At 42.6% G+C, this 16,632-nt stretch carries 15 protein-coding genes; 12 read left to right on the top strand and 3 right to left on the bottom strand.

All coding sequences use genetic code 11. The annotated features are described in order from the left end of the window. Positions 1 to 55 precede the first annotated feature (55 nt). Positions 56 to 958 carry a class I SAM-dependent methyltransferase gene (locus DXX93_RS14080; RefSeq protein WP_116008651.1) on the top strand — a complete coding sequence of 301 codons (903 nt, stop codon included), beginning with the start codon at positions 56 to 58 and terminating at the stop codon, positions 956 to 958. Further along, the gene (locus DXX93_RS14075; RefSeq protein WP_116008650.1) at positions 945 to 2,114 is read left to right on the top strand and encodes an aspartyl/asparaginyl beta-hydroxylase domain-containing protein; all 1,170 of its coding nucleotides are present in this window, start codon (positions 945 to 947) and stop codon (positions 2,112 to 2,114) included. The genes DXX93_RS14080 and DXX93_RS14075 overlap by 14 nt, the downstream gene beginning before the upstream one ends. On the opposite strand, the gene DXX93_RS14070 is transcribed toward DXX93_RS14075, so the two are convergent. Continuing rightward, positions 2,093 to 3,988, bottom strand: coding sequence for a tetratricopeptide repeat-containing sulfotransferase family protein (locus DXX93_RS14070; RefSeq protein ID WP_116008649.1), 1,896 nt, complete (start codon positions 3,986 to 3,988; stop codon positions 2,093 to 2,095). The two genes, DXX93_RS14075 and DXX93_RS14070, sit on opposite strands and share 22 nt — an antisense overlap. A 75-nt stretch (positions 3,989 to 4,063) precedes the next feature. Here DXX93_RS14070 and DXX93_RS14065 point away from each other — a divergent pair, with 75 nt between their 5' ends. The 8 genes from DXX93_RS14065 (at position 4,064) to DXX93_RS14030 (ending at position 10,912) form a co-directional block, all read left to right on the top strand. Continuing rightward, a complete protein-coding gene (locus DXX93_RS14065; RefSeq protein ID WP_116008648.1) occupies positions 4,064 to 4,831 on the top strand; it encodes a 2OG-Fe(II) oxygenase in 768 nt (255 codons plus the stop codon). A gap of 18 nt (positions 4,832 to 4,849) precedes the next feature. Then, the gene (locus tag DXX93_RS14060) at positions 4,850 to 5,554 is read left to right on the top strand and encodes a 2OG-Fe(II) oxygenase (protein WP_181902228.1); all 705 of its coding nucleotides are present in this window, start codon (positions 4,850 to 4,852) and stop codon (positions 5,552 to 5,554) included. A 411-nt stretch (positions 5,555 to 5,965) separates the two neighbouring features. Further along, positions 5,966 to 6,745, top strand: coding sequence for a DUF3450 domain-containing protein (locus DXX93_RS14055; RefSeq protein ID WP_116009975.1), 780 nt, complete (start codon positions 5,966 to 5,968; stop codon positions 6,743 to 6,745). Further along, positions 6,745 to 8,094 (top strand): MotA/TolQ/ExbB proton channel family protein, encoded by a 1,350-nt coding sequence (locus DXX93_RS14050; protein ID WP_116008646.1) that lies wholly within the window; start codon positions 6,745 to 6,747, stop codon positions 8,092 to 8,094. Before DXX93_RS14055 ends, DXX93_RS14050 begins: the two co-directional genes overlap by 1 nt. Then, positions 8,094 to 8,618 (top strand): MotA/TolQ/ExbB proton channel family protein, encoded by a 525-nt coding sequence (locus tag DXX93_RS14045; RefSeq protein ID WP_116000823.1) that lies wholly within the window; start codon positions 8,094 to 8,096, stop codon positions 8,616 to 8,618. Before DXX93_RS14050 ends, DXX93_RS14045 begins: the two co-directional genes overlap by 1 nt. Positions 8,619 to 8,630: 12 nt before the next feature. Further along, the gene (locus tag DXX93_RS14040; RefSeq protein ID WP_116008645.1) at positions 8,631 to 9,032 is read left to right on the top strand and encodes an ExbD/TolR family protein; all 402 of its coding nucleotides are present in this window, start codon (positions 8,631 to 8,633) and stop codon (positions 9,030 to 9,032) included. 3 nt (positions 9,033 to 9,035) lie between these two features. After that, entirely contained in the window at positions 9,036 to 9,653 is a 618-nt protein-coding gene (locus tag DXX93_RS14035) for an energy transducer TonB (protein ID WP_116008644.1), read from the top strand. Then, a complete protein-coding gene (locus tag DXX93_RS14030) occupies positions 9,653 to 10,912 on the top strand; it encodes a tetratricopeptide repeat protein (RefSeq protein WP_116008643.1) in 1,260 nt (419 codons plus the stop codon). Before DXX93_RS14035 ends, DXX93_RS14030 begins: the two co-directional genes overlap by 1 nt. A gap of 143 nt (positions 10,913 to 11,055) precedes the next feature. Here the strand turns inward: DXX93_RS14030 and DXX93_RS14025 are convergent, their stop codons facing one another. Next, positions 11,056 to 11,997 (bottom strand): tRNA-dihydrouridine synthase, encoded by a 942-nt coding sequence (locus DXX93_RS14025; RefSeq protein WP_116008642.1) that lies wholly within the window; start codon positions 11,995 to 11,997, stop codon positions 11,056 to 11,058. 199 nt (positions 11,998 to 12,196) lie between these two features. Here DXX93_RS14025 and DXX93_RS14020 point away from each other — a divergent pair, with 199 nt between their 5' ends. Both DXX93_RS14020 and DXX93_RS14015 read left to right on the top strand, forming a co-directional pair. Continuing rightward, positions 12,197 to 12,592, top strand: a complete 396-nt coding sequence (locus tag DXX93_RS14020) for an HvfA family oxazolone/thioamide-modified RiPP metallophore (protein WP_116008641.1) — start codon at positions 12,197 to 12,199, stop codon at positions 12,590 to 12,592. A gap of 354 nt (positions 12,593 to 12,946) precedes the next feature. Next, positions 12,947 to 15,253 (top strand): lamin tail domain-containing protein, encoded by a 2,307-nt coding sequence (locus DXX93_RS14015; protein WP_181902227.1) that lies wholly within the window; start codon positions 12,947 to 12,949, stop codon positions 15,251 to 15,253. Between the two features lie 784 nt (positions 15,254 to 16,037). On the opposite strand, the gene DXX93_RS14010 is transcribed toward DXX93_RS14015, so the two are convergent. Then, a complete protein-coding gene (locus tag DXX93_RS14010) occupies positions 16,038 to 16,628 on the bottom strand; it encodes a hypothetical protein (RefSeq protein WP_116009974.1) in 591 nt (196 codons plus the stop codon). Positions 16,629 to 16,632 lie beyond the last annotated feature (4 nt).

Here is a 16,632-nt window from a genome sequence, read left to right as displayed (position 1 = left end):
GAGAAAAGGCAGCGCACAGGAAACCCGTTTTTAAAGATTTAAGTAAGTTAGATTTATGAGCAATGAACAAGAAGCATGGCATCAATATTGGCAGCAAGGAAATCAACAAAGTTGCGTTGCCAGCAGCAGTGAGCAAGCGTTAGTTGAACAATTATGGTTAGACTGGCAAGCCAGTCTGCCAAGTCAGGCGAAAGTTCTCGATCTCGCCACTGGTAATGGTGCGGTTATTTCAAGCTTACTCAAGGCCTCGTATAGCGTCGACAACCAATATATTGGCGTTGATTACACCAGTGCCGACAATACGCCTGTCAGCAATAAAACGAATGTATCTTTTGTTGGTGGTGTCGACCTTGCCAAATTGCCCCAAGACACTCAGTCAATGGATGCTGTTACCAGCCAGTTTGGATTTGAATATGCCGCGATAGACAAGACAATTTCTCAAGTGGTTCGGGTACTCAAAAATACTGGCCAGCTACAGTTTATTGTCCATCATAGCGAAGGCGAGATTGTTCGCGCTAATCGCCTTCGCTATCGAGAAATAGAATTTCTGCTTGCACCAGAAGCTCCTTTGGAAAAAGCAAAGCACCTTGTTGATCAGAAGATATCAATTGATGAACTTGAAGCTGCTGGTCAAGCCTACCTTCGCCTGCATCAAGGTAACCTAACAGCAAGCATTTCAGGGCAAGTTTTTGAGACGATTAACCAAGTTGTTTTAGCTGTTAATAGCGGGCGTTATCAGCAGGCCAAAGCGCTTAACGGCAGTTTGTTGGGCAAGCTTTCTGCGGAATACACACGCTTAAACCAACTCATCAAAGTGGCAAAAGATGAGCGTCAAATTATTGAGATAGTTGACAAGTTTAAGGCATTAGGTGTTAGCTGCCGCTACCAGAGTATTTTAACCAACGATTCACTAACCTTTGCTTGGCTGATTGATGGAGTAAAAAATGACAAACCTTGAAGTGATCGATAATTTAATCGATAAAGGGGAGCATCAAAAAGGTTTTCAGTTGTTGCAGCAATTCGTTGAAGAAAACCCTGAGCATACTGATCAGGCTTATCGCTTAGCCGTGCTATCAGAGCAACTAGGCAGCCACGAAGAGACGAAAGCTGCGTATATCAATTGCCTACGGGTCGCAAAAAACAATGTGCTTTGCTACTTGTATGCCGGTACATATTTTATCAATCACGATGAAGCTCGCCTTGGCTTAGCTGTGCTTGTGAAAGGGCATCAATTAGATGGGCGCTTGACAATGTTATACCGTTATCCACAAGTTGCGGAGCAAACCAAACAAAGGTCTTATCAAGCCGATATTGCGCTAAGAGATTACTTCACTAATGAGCATCAGCGCAGTATCGGAGAAGCGCCTGAATTGAGTCGAGTGTACCAAGCGATATGGCCGCAGACCCATAACCAGGCCTTTGAATTTCTCACCGATCAGCAACGCCCGCATTTATTTTATTTACCCTCAATCAGTGCACGTCCGTTTTGGCCAGCCAGTGATACCATGGATGCTGAATTGGTCGCACAAGGTTTCGATGATATTCACAGTGAGTTCAACAAATTAACTGATAAAATTGACAGCCTAGGAGAGCCTTATTTGGCTGAGCAGTATAAGCAACAGGGATTTGAACAGCTAGCGGGCAGTAAAAACTGGACTGCTCTGCACCTTTATAAAGATGGCGCCTTAAACACAGAACTGGCTGCGTTGTTACCCAAAACGCTAGCGCTACTTGATCGCTTACCACTTTATCGGTTAGGTGATACACCGTTTGAAGTGTTTTATTCAGTACTCAAAGCTGGGCAACATATTACGCCACACTACGGATTGTCTAATCACAGTTTAACGGTACATCTGCCATTAGTGGTGCCAGGTGACGGCTACCTAAAAGTAGCCGACGAAAAACAAGCCTGGCAAGTCGGAGAGTTAATTGCTTTTGACGATTCATATATCCACGAAGCGACCAATGCAAGTGATGAAGATCGCATTGTGTTAATTTTTTCCGTGTGGCACCCAGAGCTTAGTTTGACTGAGCGCAAAGCCATTCAGCAAAGCTTCGAATGGCGAAAGTCGCTTTTACAAGATAACCAAAATTACCTAGATAAGTTACTGTAAATTTCCCTAAAGTTGGCTAGCTGAGCGTGGTAGTGTCGAGCAAAGCCAATTTTACTGCGATTAATTGGCTTCCTCACCTGTACTTCACTAAAGGTAAAACTCGGGACGGCTTGTTGATAGAAGTCGAGGTAACTGGGCTGCCAGTCAAGTGATAAGAACTTATATATCTCTTGCGCTTTTTCTTCGGGGGCGCTCACTAACTGTTCATAACTGAGATCAATTACTTGCTGTGGAAAGTTCATTGCCCAAAAGTCCATCAATTTATTCGCTTGAAATATCGCGTGAGCGATAGCTTCTAAATCACATGCGTAGTTGTGATAATCGTTAAACTGCTGGCTGAAAATAGAAAGCGCTAAGTCTTGAGGTTGACGCCGCATCTGGACAACTTTAGCGTCAGGAAAAGTCGTTAAAATTGCCCCAACAAAACGAAAGTTGTGTGGCATTTTATCCACAATCATCTTGGTTTCTGGTGGCAAGTGAGGTAAATGGCTATGGTATTCACTAACAAACTTGCTGCTATTTTCGCTCAAAAAAGAAGGCAGCTCAGATAAGGTTTTTTGATTGAGTATAGTTTCGAAGCTAGCGGCGATACCGTTACTCTCATTAACACTGCTTACGTGTGGAGCCTGACAGAGTAACCGGTTTACCAAGGTAGTGCCTGAGCGGGGCATGCCAACAATAAACACATTACTCGGGGCTTGCTCTGTGACTTTTGTACTGCAAAGGTGAGCATTTGCTTTAGGGTATTTTATGCTGACGAGTTTAGTGTAGTTAGCTGAGAGCGAGGCGAAATCAAATGGCGCACCTGCTTGTTTTGCTAAATTCGCCTGTTGACTTTGGTTTGCTTGCTCAAAGCAGTTAAATGCCAAATCATACGCTTCCCGGCCCTCATAGACTTTCGCCAAAGTGTAAAGGTTTTGACGATAGTCAAAGCCATCCTTTTTGCAAAGCTCAATAATACCGGGAAGTTCTACGGCTACTTTTTCGCGTTCAACTTCACTACCAAGCTCATACACTACCTGCCAAGCAAGGGAATTAGTAGGCTCAAGTGTGAGCAACTCAAGCGCAAGTTTAATGGCATTAAGCTTGTCGTGATTTAGTCTAGCCAGTTTGATTTTTACGGTGAGTAAATGTTGGTGAAAACTGCTTTTCTCTATTGATGAATCACCATTTGTTTTTGCGTCAAGCTGAATCATCAGTAGCTCTGCTTTTGGCTTGTCTTGAGCAAGCAGGCACAAATCGGCATATCGCAACAGGTTATCGGCAGAAGCGTTTTGAGTAACTAGCCGCTCGAATAGCGGCATTGCTAGGTTAAAGTTGAGTGTTTGCCCATAGCACTGGGCCAGTAAGCTCATTAGCTGCGCATTGTCAGGGTGCTTTTGTCTTAACTGCTGCAAGTATTCGATCGCTGAAGGCCAGTGTTGAACGGCCATATATGCTTGAATCAATAGAAATAACAAGCTTTCTTGGCTCGCAAAATGCTTGCTGCCAGAGATAATGTCGATGACTTGCGAGAATGCGCCAATTTCAAAAGCTGCTTGAGCGAAAGGGGCAACCATTTGACTATCTTGGCAAATGTGGTCTTTTAGTTTAACCAGCAAGGTAGAAGCTTTTGCTAATTCTCGCCCTTGTTTCAGGCAAAGTAGGTAATTGAAATTAATATCGAGAGCAAATGGCTCGATGCTCAACGCTTGTTCAAATAAAGCGTAGGCATCAGTTAACGAGTTTTGTTGCATTTTCAGTGTTGCCAAACCGTAGATGGCGTCAATCGCTTGCTCCTTTGCCAATGCTTGACGGTAGAAAACTTCTGCTTCGTCGAGCTTTCCGTTTCGATGAGCTTGTTCTGCTTTTTTTATAGTATTGATAGTCTTCATGAAAATGCGATGGTTAACGCTTTTATCTTCTAATTCGAGAGACTCGGATGATACTATATGGCAATATTTTAGTTAATGAATTTATCATACCTGCCAATGAGTAAAGCATCTCAGCCATTGTTAGCATTAGCAGCTGAGCACCCTCCTAAATATTTGATTGATTTCTTTAGGGACAATCATTTTGTTAAAGTAAAGGGGGCGTTAAACGCTGAAACTGCTGCCGTTATTGATCAGCATATTAGCCAGCAAGTCGATTGGAATTTAGTATTTAATCACCAAGGTCAACATCAAGATTTAAACGCGCGAGCGGTCGATACGTGGACTGCTGAGCAAAAAGCAGATTTACAAACGATCGTTAATACCCAAGCTAGTAGCGGTTTCCAATACCTTTATGAAAATATTCCACTTTACGATATTTATCATAGTAACTTGCTACCGGGTCACTTCTTTAATCAGATCATTGAGTTCTTAAATACTGAATCAACACTTAACTTTTTTCGGGAGCTCTTATCGGCACCCCAAATTAGTTTTGCAGATGCGCAAATTACGCGCTTTGGTGCCGGCCATTTTTTAAATGTTCATGATGACAACGTCGTGGACAAAAATCGCGTTGCGGCATTTGTCATAAACTTAACTAAGGAATGGCGACCTGATTGGGGCGGGGCATTACATATGCTTGATGAGCAAGGCAACATTACCAATAGCTTTGTGCCTAGCTTCAATGAAATTAATATTTTTAAAATCCCAATTGACCACTACGTCGGCTATGTTAGCCCCTTTGCCATGCAAAAGCGTGTGTCGATTACCGGCTGGTTGCGCACTGGCGAAAACCCAAAATCGTAAGACAAAAAAGGAATAACTTTGACAAGCTTAACCATCAACCCCACCTTAACAGAAACTGAGCTTCAGGCTTTACAAGAAGAATTTAGCGAGCAGGGGATTGTTCGCATTTTTGATTTTCTAAGTGTAGAGAGTATAGAGCCTCTCGCACGTTGTTTAAGTCAAGATCTTAACTTTACCAATGCCTTTTTTCTTGATCAGCAAAATCGTGAGGGCAGTGACGAACAAATTGCTCAGCTAAACAATCAACAGCGTCGGGAATTATACCAAGGTATCTACAAGTTAGCGGCGCAGGGACAGGGTTTTTTATATGGTCGCCATAAAGTTGAAGATTCCTCGCCTGAGTTGTTAAAGGCTGCACTTGAGCTTATTAACGGTGAAACATGTCTGTCGACTATTAAACGCATCACAGATAATCACGCTATAACACATGCGGATGGTCAAGCAACGCGATACCGCGTTGGTGATTTTTTAACAAGGCATGTCGACAACCTACCTGGCGAAACGCGAAAGTACGCTTATGTCTTAGGATTAAGTCCAAACTGGCACCCTGATTGGGGGGGCTTATTGCAAATGTTTGAAATTGACGGCACCCCCACTAAAGCTTTTATGCCAGTATTTAACTCGTTAACGTTATTCGATGTAAACAAGGTGCATTCGGTAACTTCTATCGCTCCTTTTTCACCTCGCAGTCGCTATTCAATTACCGGTTGGTTTCGCACTTAAAAAATGCATTTGAATCTTTATGGGTTGTATAAATTGTAAGCTATTATTTATTTAGATTTGACTTACTACGAATGAATTAGTAAAACATGAGTCTGCAATTTGTTAAATTGAGAAGGAGAATACGCGAGCGACAGTCAAATTTACTGAGTTGTTATGGCAATGTTAGTGAGTTTAATAAATTGTTTCAGGCTTAGCAGCGGCGCTGTTTAACAAGCGAAACAGTTTAGGAAATTTACAAAAAAGTAGTTCTGATTGAGATGTTCTAGGTTGACAGTTTCGCTGTCGTCTGGGAATATTGGCTGGTTGTATTCTAGATTAATAAAACCCTTTTTAATGGCAGATTTAGATTCATCAGTATTGATGAGTTTTAAATTTTTGTTATCTAAGTTAAATAGCAATTGGTTGGGAACTATGTCCAAAATAAGTAAAAAAAGCCTTATCGCATCGACGATAGCGGGTGTTTTTGCATTGGCTGGTAGCAATATCGCTGCTGCTGATGCGTTAACTGATTTACAAAAAGCTGAAGCAAAAATCTTCAAAGCATCAGCTAAATCACAAAGCAAGATCGATAGCATCTACGAACAAACTCAAGACTTACTAGCTGAGTACCGCACAACGGTTGACGAAGCTGAAGTTTTAAAAGGCTACAATGATCACGTTCAACGCATGGTTGATGACCAAAATGCGAACATCGCATCATTACAACGTCAAATCGATGGTATCGATAAAATCAAGCAAGGCGTTGTACCGCTAATGTACAAAATGATCGACATATTAGAAAAATTTGTTGATCTTGACGTACCAATGAATCTGGAAAACCGTAAAGAGCGCATTGCTGGTTTACGCGATGTGATGGCAGATTCTAACATCACTACTTCTGAGCAGTTCCGCTTAGTACTTGAAGCGTACGAAATTGAAGCTAACTACGGTACCGTATTTGACGCTTACCAAGGTGAGTTAGACTTAGGTGACCGTACGATCACCGCTGACTTCGTTCACATGGGTCGCGTTGCGCTTATTGCACAATCTCTTGATTACAAACAAGCTTGGGTTTGGAACAACGCATCTCGTTCGTGGGATGAGTTAGGTGAAGAGTACACTAAGACTATCACTGACACTATCCGTATGGCACGCAAGCAATTGCCAATGGATTTAACTAAACTTCCAGTATTTGCAGCAGGAGCACAATAATGAAAAAGGTTATTAATTTCGTTTTACTTGCTGCTTCTCTGTCAGCGGGTTTCGCTACAACAGCTAACGCTAATGAATTAGACCAGTTGTTACAACAAGTTAAAGCTGACCGTATCTCAGAAGCTAAACTAGACAAGCAACGTGAAGCTGAATTCGTGGCTGCACGTGCTGACAAACAAGCGTTATTAAACAAAGCAAAAGCTGAGTTAAAAGCACAGCAAGACCGCAACACACGTTTAACTAAAGAGTACGCTGCTAACGAAATCAAACTTGCACAAAAAGAGCAAGAGCTTGATAACGCACAAGGTACTTTAGGTGAAATGTTCGGTGTGAGCCGCTCTGCAGCTGCTGATGCTTACGGTATGATTTCTACTTCAATCGTTAGCGCACAGTACCCAGGTCGTGGCGAAACATTAAACCGTATCGCTAACTCAAAAGAAATCCCAAGCCTTCCTGACTTAGAAGAGTTATGGTTTGCACTTCAAACTGAAATGACTGAATCTGGTAAGATTGCTCAGTTCCAAACTGATGTTACTAACCTTGACGGTACTAAGTCTTCAGAAACAGTAACCCGTGTTGGTACTTTCAACCTTGTATCTGCTAACGGTTACTTAACTTACAACGATGAGTTAGCGCAAGTTCAACCACTTGCTAAGCAACCAGCTGGTTACATTACTGGTGAAGCAACTAGTTACTTCACAACTTCTTCTGGTTACGCGCCGTTATACCTTGACCCTTCACGTGGTGCTATCTTAGCGTTAGAAACTCGTAAGCGTACATTGATGGAATTCTACCACCAAGGTGCTGAAGTAGGTTACGGTATTACTGTACTACTAATCATTGGTCTATTAATTGCGCTTGAGCGTATGCTTGTTCTTACTGCTGTTGGTTCAAAAATCAAAGCACAAACAAAGAACATGGACAAGCCAAACAGCAACAACCCGCTTGGTCGCTTACTAAAAGTTTACCACGAGAACAAAGATGCTGACGCTGAAACACTTGAGCTGAAACTAGACGAGCAAATCTTACGTGAAACACCAACGGTTGACCGTGGTATTAACATTATCAAGATGTTCGCTGCTATCGCTCCGTTAATGGGGCTATTAGGTACAGTTATCGGTATGATCATGACGTTCCAAACGATCACATTATTCGGTACGGGTGACCCTAAAATCATGGCGGGTAACATCTCTCTAGCACTTGTTACAACAGCACTAGGTCTAATCGCAGCACTTCCGCTTATCCTTGTACACAGCGTTGTAGCAGGTAAAGCAAAATCTGTACTTCACAAGTTAGACGAGCAAGCTGCTGGTCTAATCGCTGAGATTGCAGAGAAGGAGTCTAAGTAATGTTATTCCTGATAGAGCTTGTTGAATCTGTCAGGAGTTTTATTGCAACTGGCGGTAACGTACTTTACTTTGTCGCCGTTGCTCTCTTATTGATGTGGATCTTAATGATCGAGAGATATTGGTTCCTAGCGTCAAACTACCCCAAAATGCGCGATGACATCATCAAGCGTTGGGACGCTAGAGCTGATACGACTTCATGGTATGCACATCGAATCAGAGATACATGGATCTCCGAAGCGACAGAACTACTAGAGCGTAATATGCTCACCATTAAAACCTTAGTGGCAATGTGTCCACTGATTGGATTATTAGGTACTGTAACGGGTATGATTTCGGTTTTCGAAACTATGGCTCAACAAGGTACAGGTAATCCGCGTCTAATGGCATCTGGTATTTCAATGGCCACAATCCCGACTATGGCGGGTATGGTTGCAGCATTATCAGGCGTATTTTTTAGTACGCGTTTAGACGCTAAAGTTAAACTAGCAAAGGCTAAACTGGTTGACAGTTTACCTCATCACTAGAGAGAAATTCGAATGGCACGTAAACGTATTCGTGAAGAAGAAGAAGCAGCAATTGATATGACACCGATGCTTGACATCGTATTCATCATGCTGATCTTCTTTATCGTAACGACTTCTTTCGTTAAAGAAGCAGGTATTGAAGTAAATAAACCTAAAGCAGCTAACCAAACCAAGCAGAAGTCAGCTAATATCTTTGTTGCTGTTAAAGACACTGGTGAAATTTGGTTAGACAAGCGTCGCGTTGATGTAGAGCGTGTTGCTGCTAACATCGAAAAGCTTTTAGCAGAGCAGCCAACTGACGTGGTAATTATCCAAGCTGACAAAGAAGCCAAACACGGCATCGTTGTTAAAGTAATGGATGCTATCAAAGAAGCAGGAATTGATCGTATCTCTATTGCAGCTGCTAAGGGGTAATTTATGGTTCGCTTTTTAGTATCAATACTACTAGGCGCTGCAGTTACCTTTGGACTATTTTCGTTCATGGCATTCCTGATCGCGAGCGGTGATCGCGCTCAGGAAGAACAGTTAGAAAATATCGTGGTGGAAGTTAATACTACGCCACCAAAGTCTGCAGCAGAGACGCGTCGCCGTGTACCGCCACCGCCGCCACCGCCGCCTAAGACACCACCTAAGCCTCAAGCGCCAGAGCCTGAAGCTAACAATAACCAAGGTGGTATCGAGTTCAATATGCCAGGTGTACAACTAGCTGGTGCTAGTACTGGTTTATCAGCTCCAGGTGCGGGTTTTGGTCGTGATGGTGAAGCGACACCAATTGTTCGAATTGAGCCTAAGTACCCAATTCAAGCAGCTCGTGATGGTAAAGAAGGCTGGGTAAGACTATCTTTTACTATTAACGAAATTGGTGGTGTTGAAGACGTTAAGGTTATCGAAGCAGAGCCTAAGCGTATTTTCGACAAAGAAGCTAAGCGTGCATTGCGCAAGTGGAAATACAAGCCAAAAGTTGTTGACGGTAAACCACAGAAGCAACCTGGTTTAACTGTTCAGCTTGACTTTAAAATGGACGGAGGTAGGTAATGTTTAAAAAACTTGCAACGGCTCTGGTTATTGCTTCGGCAGTAACAACAGTCCAATTACCGTTCTCTTTTGACGTTCAAGCCGCAGAAGCGAAACAAGAGAAGAAAAAGCGCCCAACGCAATTAGTTGGTCCATCAGTGGGGAAGAAAGTACAAAAAGCTTTTGAGCTTTACACTGCCGACGACATTGATGGTGCACTTGTTCTTTTGTTAGACATTGAAGCGAGCAAACCGTACGACAAAGCATATGTTGCACGTATGATCGCGGTAATGTACGCAACCAAAGGCAATCAAGAAGAGAAAGCGATCAGCTATCTAAAGCAAGCGGTTGAGCCTGATATCCTAAACGAAGGTGATCACGGTGAATCGATCAAGTTACTTGCTGATTTGCAAATGCAAACCAAAAAGTACCAAGAAGCGCTCAAGAACTATGAAGCTTGGATGGAATTCACAGGTAAAGAAGACTCGCAAACTTACGTTAAGATTGCGCAGGCTTACTATGAACTTCGCCGCTTAGACAAAATGATTGAGCCAGCTGATAAGGCAATTGCGTTATTTGGCGACAAGCCAAGTCAAAACCCTTACATCTTAAAGTTAACATCTTACTATGAACGTAAAATGTACAAAGACGGTGTTAAGGTGCTTGAAACCGTACTGCAAATTTTCCCAGAGAACAAGCAGTGGTGGACGCAGTTAGGTATGTTCTACTTATTAGTAGAAGATTACCCAAAAGCATTATCAACGTTAGATATGGCTTATAAGCAAGGTTACTTAGAAAAAGAGTCTGAGTTAAAAACCTTAGCAAGCTTATACCAGTCTAATGGCGTTCCGTTCAAAGCGGCTAAATTACTTGAGAAGCACATCGCTTCTGGTGATATTAAGCGCGATGACCAAACATTGTCGACACTTGCTAACGCATTCCATGCTGCTCAAAATATTTCGACAGCAGCGAAGTACTATGGTGAAGTTGCTAAGTTAACTAACGAAGCACAGCACTGGCGCAAGCAAGGCATGCTGTTAAAGCAAAGCGAGCAGTTTAAGAAAGCTATCGTAGCGCTGAATAAAGCCCTTGATAAAGGTGTAAACAACAAAGGCCGTATTTATATGAGTCTTGCTGAATCACACTTCTATCTAGGCCAATACAAGCAAGCACATGCTGAGATTACGCGCGCAATGAAAGACCCTAAGTCACGTAAAGCGGCTCGCGGTTGGAAGTCATTTATTGAAGAGACAGCACAACGTAAAGGCGTAGCTATCTAATCATTGATTTCAAGCATTTGCTTATAAATCTAAGCTAATAAAAAACCAGCTATCTAGCTGGTTTTTTTTATGCTTGCTTTTAATTGAAGAATATCCAGATTTAGCGTTAAAAAGCTAACACTGCTTCTTCACATAGCAGCGAGTTAGCTCGTATTCACTAATCGCTCTTTTTCAATAACTCGTTCGATTTCACTGACGATCTCTGCTTTGTGCTGCAATGTTTTAATGGCATTGAATAGCGACTCGGCTTCGGGATAAAAGTATTTCAAATACCTGTACCATTGCTTGAGTCGGCTTGAAAAATAAAATGGCTTAAACTCACCGTCATCTAGCTTAGTCCACTTTAGAATTAATTCGCATACCGAAAGCCAGGTCATCGGAGCTTCATTGAATTTAAGAACGTTAGCTAAGTTAGGGGTTGCCAGTGCCCCTCGTCCTATCATCAAATCATTACAGTTCGAATCCTTCATACATTTAGCTGCGTCTGCGCGTTGCCAAATCTCGCCATTAGCGATAATTGGTATCGTGAGTTTACGTTTAATGTCGGCGATATACTCCCAATAGGCGGGCGGTTTGTAGCCTTGCCTTTTGGTACGTGCATGAACCGTCAGCATATCGGGAGCCGCTTGTGCGATCGCATCGATAATTTCATCGAGTAAACTTGTATCATCAAAACCTAACCGAATTTTCGCTGACAATGGCTGCTCAGTGCCTGACAAAGCGGCTTTAACGCTAGAGATAACCTGATACATCAATTCCGGATCTTTGAGTAAACTGGCACCGCCTTGGCTTTTATTGACGGTTTTTGCTGGACAGCCGAAATTAATATCAACACCTTGAGTGCCCAATTGATGAGCGACTAACGCGTTTTCAGCCATCCAGTTAGGGTCTTGGCCAAGCAGTTGAACTCTGACCGGAGTACCTGAAGGTGTTTTACCACCATTTTTTAGTTCAGGACAAAGTTTGTAAAAAGTGTGATTAGGCACTTTACGGTTTACCACGCGTACAAATTCAGTGATACATAAGTCGTAATCATTTAGTTGAGTGAGCAGTTCCCGCATGAGGTGATCAACAACCCCCTCCATTGGTGCCAAAAATATTTGCTTTACGTTCAAAATTAATCTTTTATAAAGGTGTAAGCGCGTATTTTAGCTTACTTGTGAGGTCAAACAAATTCCCATTCTGGGGAATAAATTTGAAAGAAATATGTTATCTTTGTGGTCTAGATAAAAACACTTATAACAGTATAAGTTAGCTATATTTTATATAACAAAGGAAAACATGATGAATTTAATCAAGAAATCAACTCTAGCTGCTGTGATGGGCTTATTCTCGTTAGGCCTTTTAATTTCTGCGCCTGCAAAGGCTGATGTTAACCCGTTTGCTGTTGAAGACGTCGTTTCTGTGTCTGTTGCTGCTGGTGGTGACAAGTGTGGTGAAGGCAAGTGTGGTGAAGGTAAAGGTAAAGCCAAAGGCAAATGTGGCGAAGGCAAGTGCGGCGAAAGCAAAGCCAAAGGCAAATGTGGCGAAGGCAAGTGCGGTGAAAGCAAAGCCAAAGGCAAATGTGGCGAAGGTAAGTGCGGTGAAAGCAAAGCCAAAGGTAAGTGCGGCGAAGGTAAATGTGGTGAAGGTAAGCCAAAAGCTAAAGGTAAGTGCGGCGAAGGTAAGTGTGGCGGCTAATTGTTGCTATTAACGAAAGCAATAAACTAAGCCCACGTGCCAGTTAAAGATCCCCGTGTTTGTCTAACTGGCTTGGACTTTACTCATTTGACGGCTACCAGTAGGTAGCCGTTTTTATATCACTTTCTAGCGCTTTGTCTTAATTTTCGCGCCCTAGTTACAAATTTAGGCAATTAAGCACAAATAGTTCGCATACTCAATTTAGAATCATTGCTATCTTCTCTCCTTTTTACTGAGGAGCGCTGCTTGTTATAATGTGGCTGCGCTGCTAAATCAATGTTGAGAAGCTTTCAAATGATGGACTTTAACAGCACTTTAAAATCTTGCGTATATTGCGTTAGCCTAGCTATTTTAATGGCGTGTGGTGGTGACAATAAAAGGGCTAATGTCGCACCTACAATTGATAGCCAAGACCTTGAAGTGCAGTTTGCCCAGCCATTGACCTTTGATGTGACAGCAAGCGATAACAATGGAGACAAGCTCAGCTATACTATCGCACGGCACCCTCAGCACGGTAAGCTAGTTTATCTTGGAGAAAATCGATACACATATCAGCCCGAGCAAGGGCAAGTAATCCCGGCTAGCTTTATCATTTCTGTATCTGATGGCAAGTTATCTGCCAAGACCGCTATAAATGTTGCGATCATCGACGATAACCCGTTCCAATTGATCAGCCACCTACCTGCAGCCAACGAAGCCTTTTATTCTAATAGTGGCCAGTTAACGCTAAATTTCAACTCAGTTTCGGCACTGCCAGAAAACAGTCAAGACTACAGCTGTGAACACACCATTGGCCTCATCAACCAAGCTAACGAAGAGTGTGTTCCCGTTAGGCTATCACTGGCGGCGAATAAAAAGCAGCTAGTGATAGAGCCGCAATATGCACTGCCTGCGGTCACTCGCTTTTCCCTCAATATTCATCAAACACACAGGAATTTTGTTGGCGCAGCGCTGATCAAGGATTATCAGGTTAACTTTGCTACGGCCGCCAAACAACCAGTGATCAACGAATTGATTTTAACTGACTTTGACACCGATTATCGCTGGCTTGAGCTATATAACGGTACTGCCAGCACGATAAATTTAGCCCACTACCAAATCAGTACTCAAGCGCTAAATACTGAGACATTTGAAGTATCAGCGCAGCACAGCTTTGTTTTGCCAGAGCAAACCTTAGCTCCAGGACAATATTATGTTGTGCAAAATGCTCACCTGCCTTTTGAATGGCGTAACGGTTTTAAAAGTACCACGGAGCGTTTTATTGTTACTGGCGAGCAGTATATGTATTGGTCAACGTCCGGGTATATTGAATTAATGAATGCGGCAGATAAGCAAGTGATTGATGTGGTTAAGTTTGGTGACTATGACAGCGACATTCATGCCACAGCTTGGCAAGGGGATAATATTGCGACTGACGGTATCAATATTATCTACAGGGTCAACAACAAAGAAGCAGGTCAAAATGGCGCTAGCAAAACAAATTGGCAGCTTAGTGCTTATCCGACGGCAGGAGCCATCAATGATGTGGCCTGTGAAGACGACTTAGACAAGGATGGTATTCCAGACTGTAATGAGCAAGCCGGTACGACATACGCAGGCTTACCATTGCACCAATGGGGAGCTAGGGCTGGCCAACCAGATATTTTCGTTGAAATTGACTATATGAACAGCGATGACCCTGGCGTGCGCCCGCAGTGGCATACCTTGGCAAAAGTAAAGCAGGTATTTGCTGATAATGGTATCGCAATTCACTTTGATGCTGGTACTTTGTTTGCACAACATAGTATTGCACCTCAAGACAGGTTTAATCTTGGTGGCGGGAATGAGGTCGCCTACAGCCAAAGCACTTACTTTGCTCAATCACCGGGGCAAAGCAGTGTGCTAGCTTACAAAAGCGAACACTTTGCATTGGCGCGTGATAATATTTTCCACTATACCTTGTTTGCTAACTCACAGCAGTTGGATGGCTCATATGGCTCCGCTGGCTATGCGGAAATAAATGGTGATGACCTTATTATCACACTTGGCGGCTGGGGTTTAAACGATGCTAATGAAACGAGCCGAAATTATTTAATCAATATGCAATCAGCAACCTTAGTGCATGAGCTAGGGCATAATTTTGGCTTGCTACACGGTGGTCTTGATGGGGTTAACAACAAGCCAAATCATCTCAGCAGCATGAACTATGACTATCAGCTATCAGGTATTCCGACTATCGGTAATAATGAGGGAGATCGCTTAATGCAGAATCGCTACTTTCCTAATGAGCGCTGCACTCCCTTCACGCTCGTAAATGGCCCAGAAGGTGATTTTCACAAGTATAATATTGGCTACTCACACGGGGTAAGCATTGAGCTATTTGAAGGTGACTTAGATGAGCAGATAGGTTTTGGGCATCAAGCGTCATCTTCCATTGATTACAATTGCGATGGCGAGATTGCTAAAAGCCCTGTGAGTGTTGACCTTGACTTAAACAGCTATCAAGACGATATATTTACCGACTACAATGAATGGCAAGCGCTTGAATTAGACTTTAATACGGTCAAACCGTTTGATGCGCCTCCTATACTGCAACAACTGCGCGATATTTCAGCTGCCCCACTTGAAGAATTAGCGCCCAGCGATGCTTTACTCAATAACATTAAGCGTGCAGGCCTATAAAAATTTGTTTAGCGGTACCTGGCAGACAGTTAATTTTTCCGTTTTATCCATTGAAATAGTCTGAATTTCATACTTTTGTCATAAAGGTAACTCAAACCTTGTCAAAGTGTTAACAAGCTGTAATGTCATTTATGGAAGTGTAACTGTAAGACATGTCTCACATGAGTGTAAGATATTGAGTAATTTGCTAACGAAAAATGGAAATTGCACGATTAAAAGTTAATTAAAAACATAGTCTTAGTTGTTTTGGTTGAGAATTGTACGTAATGGGCCAAGAAAAACTTTTCAGGCCCTGGTGGTTAATATTACCTGATAACGTAATATTACAATTGTCAGGACGACACAGGAAATGACTTCCTGTTAGGGAAACTCTAGGACAGAGTTATGCAACAAGGAGTTGCATTGGATGATACAACAAGGATGTGAATTAGCAAAGGATAGCTAAGTTTACGGAAAGACAGGAAAGCTTTTACACAGGGTGTGTACTACATTAGGAAATGTATTCTTTAGGAAGAAGTTCAGGGACAGCGAATGGATCGCTAGGATTTACTAAGGACAGTTTCTTTAAGGATGAAGCGGGAAACACTAATTGTGTGCAGGATGCACAACAAAGCTAGATAAGAAAATGCGACTCTATGAGTCGCATTTTTTTATGTCAAAAATAATTTAAGCTTGAATTCAACCAATTTGCACAAAATTAAATCCGACACTCGGGTATCTGAATTTTTACTAGTCACTTTTCCAATAAAGCTTGGCGTATAAAAGCCTGCGTATTAAGTTGATGTTAATCGGCGTAGCCCCATGGCGCAGGTGGTGTATTTATTGGCTTGGTCAAATCGAAATCCACTCTAAACTCTCGACCTTTGCGAATCAGCCGATAGCTAAATCTGTTCGGGTATATAAATATTTGCCATGTGTTGGTGGCTGACTGTGGAATACCCTGTTGAATAAACAGCTCTTTGGAATACTGATCTACTGGAAACGATTGAACTTCGGACCATCCTGCATCTGTGGTGTGTCCACCATACATGGTTTGTACATCGTGGTTGCCATTTGGCTGGCGATGATCGTGTTTAAGTGAAAGCCCAGAGCCTGTTTTGGTGATCAGCCAAGTACGCGATGCATCATCACCAATATGAAAAGGGATTTGTAGCTGATGTTCAGCGCACTTTCTAACATGCATCACGAGCTTTTTATCGTTGAACGTATTGTTGCCCCCAATATCAGAAGTCACCTTACCTGCAAAAGCCTGTCCGCAGTATGCCGCTATTGCATCAAAAAATGCATCGTGGGAGGCGGTTGAAACCAATGGGGCCTCTTGAATGACCATTGATCCTTCCGGTTGTTTATTTTCTCCTGCAACAGCTGAGCCCATGGTT

Origin of the sequence: Thalassotalea euphylliae (assembly GCF_003390335.1) — a bacterium.
GTDB lineage: Bacteria > Pseudomonadota > Gammaproteobacteria > Enterobacterales > Alteromonadaceae > Thalassotalea_F > Thalassotalea_F euphylliae_B.
The sequence above is the reverse complement of the archived record's forward strand: the minus strand, read 5'-3'. Positions and strand labels throughout refer to the sequence as shown.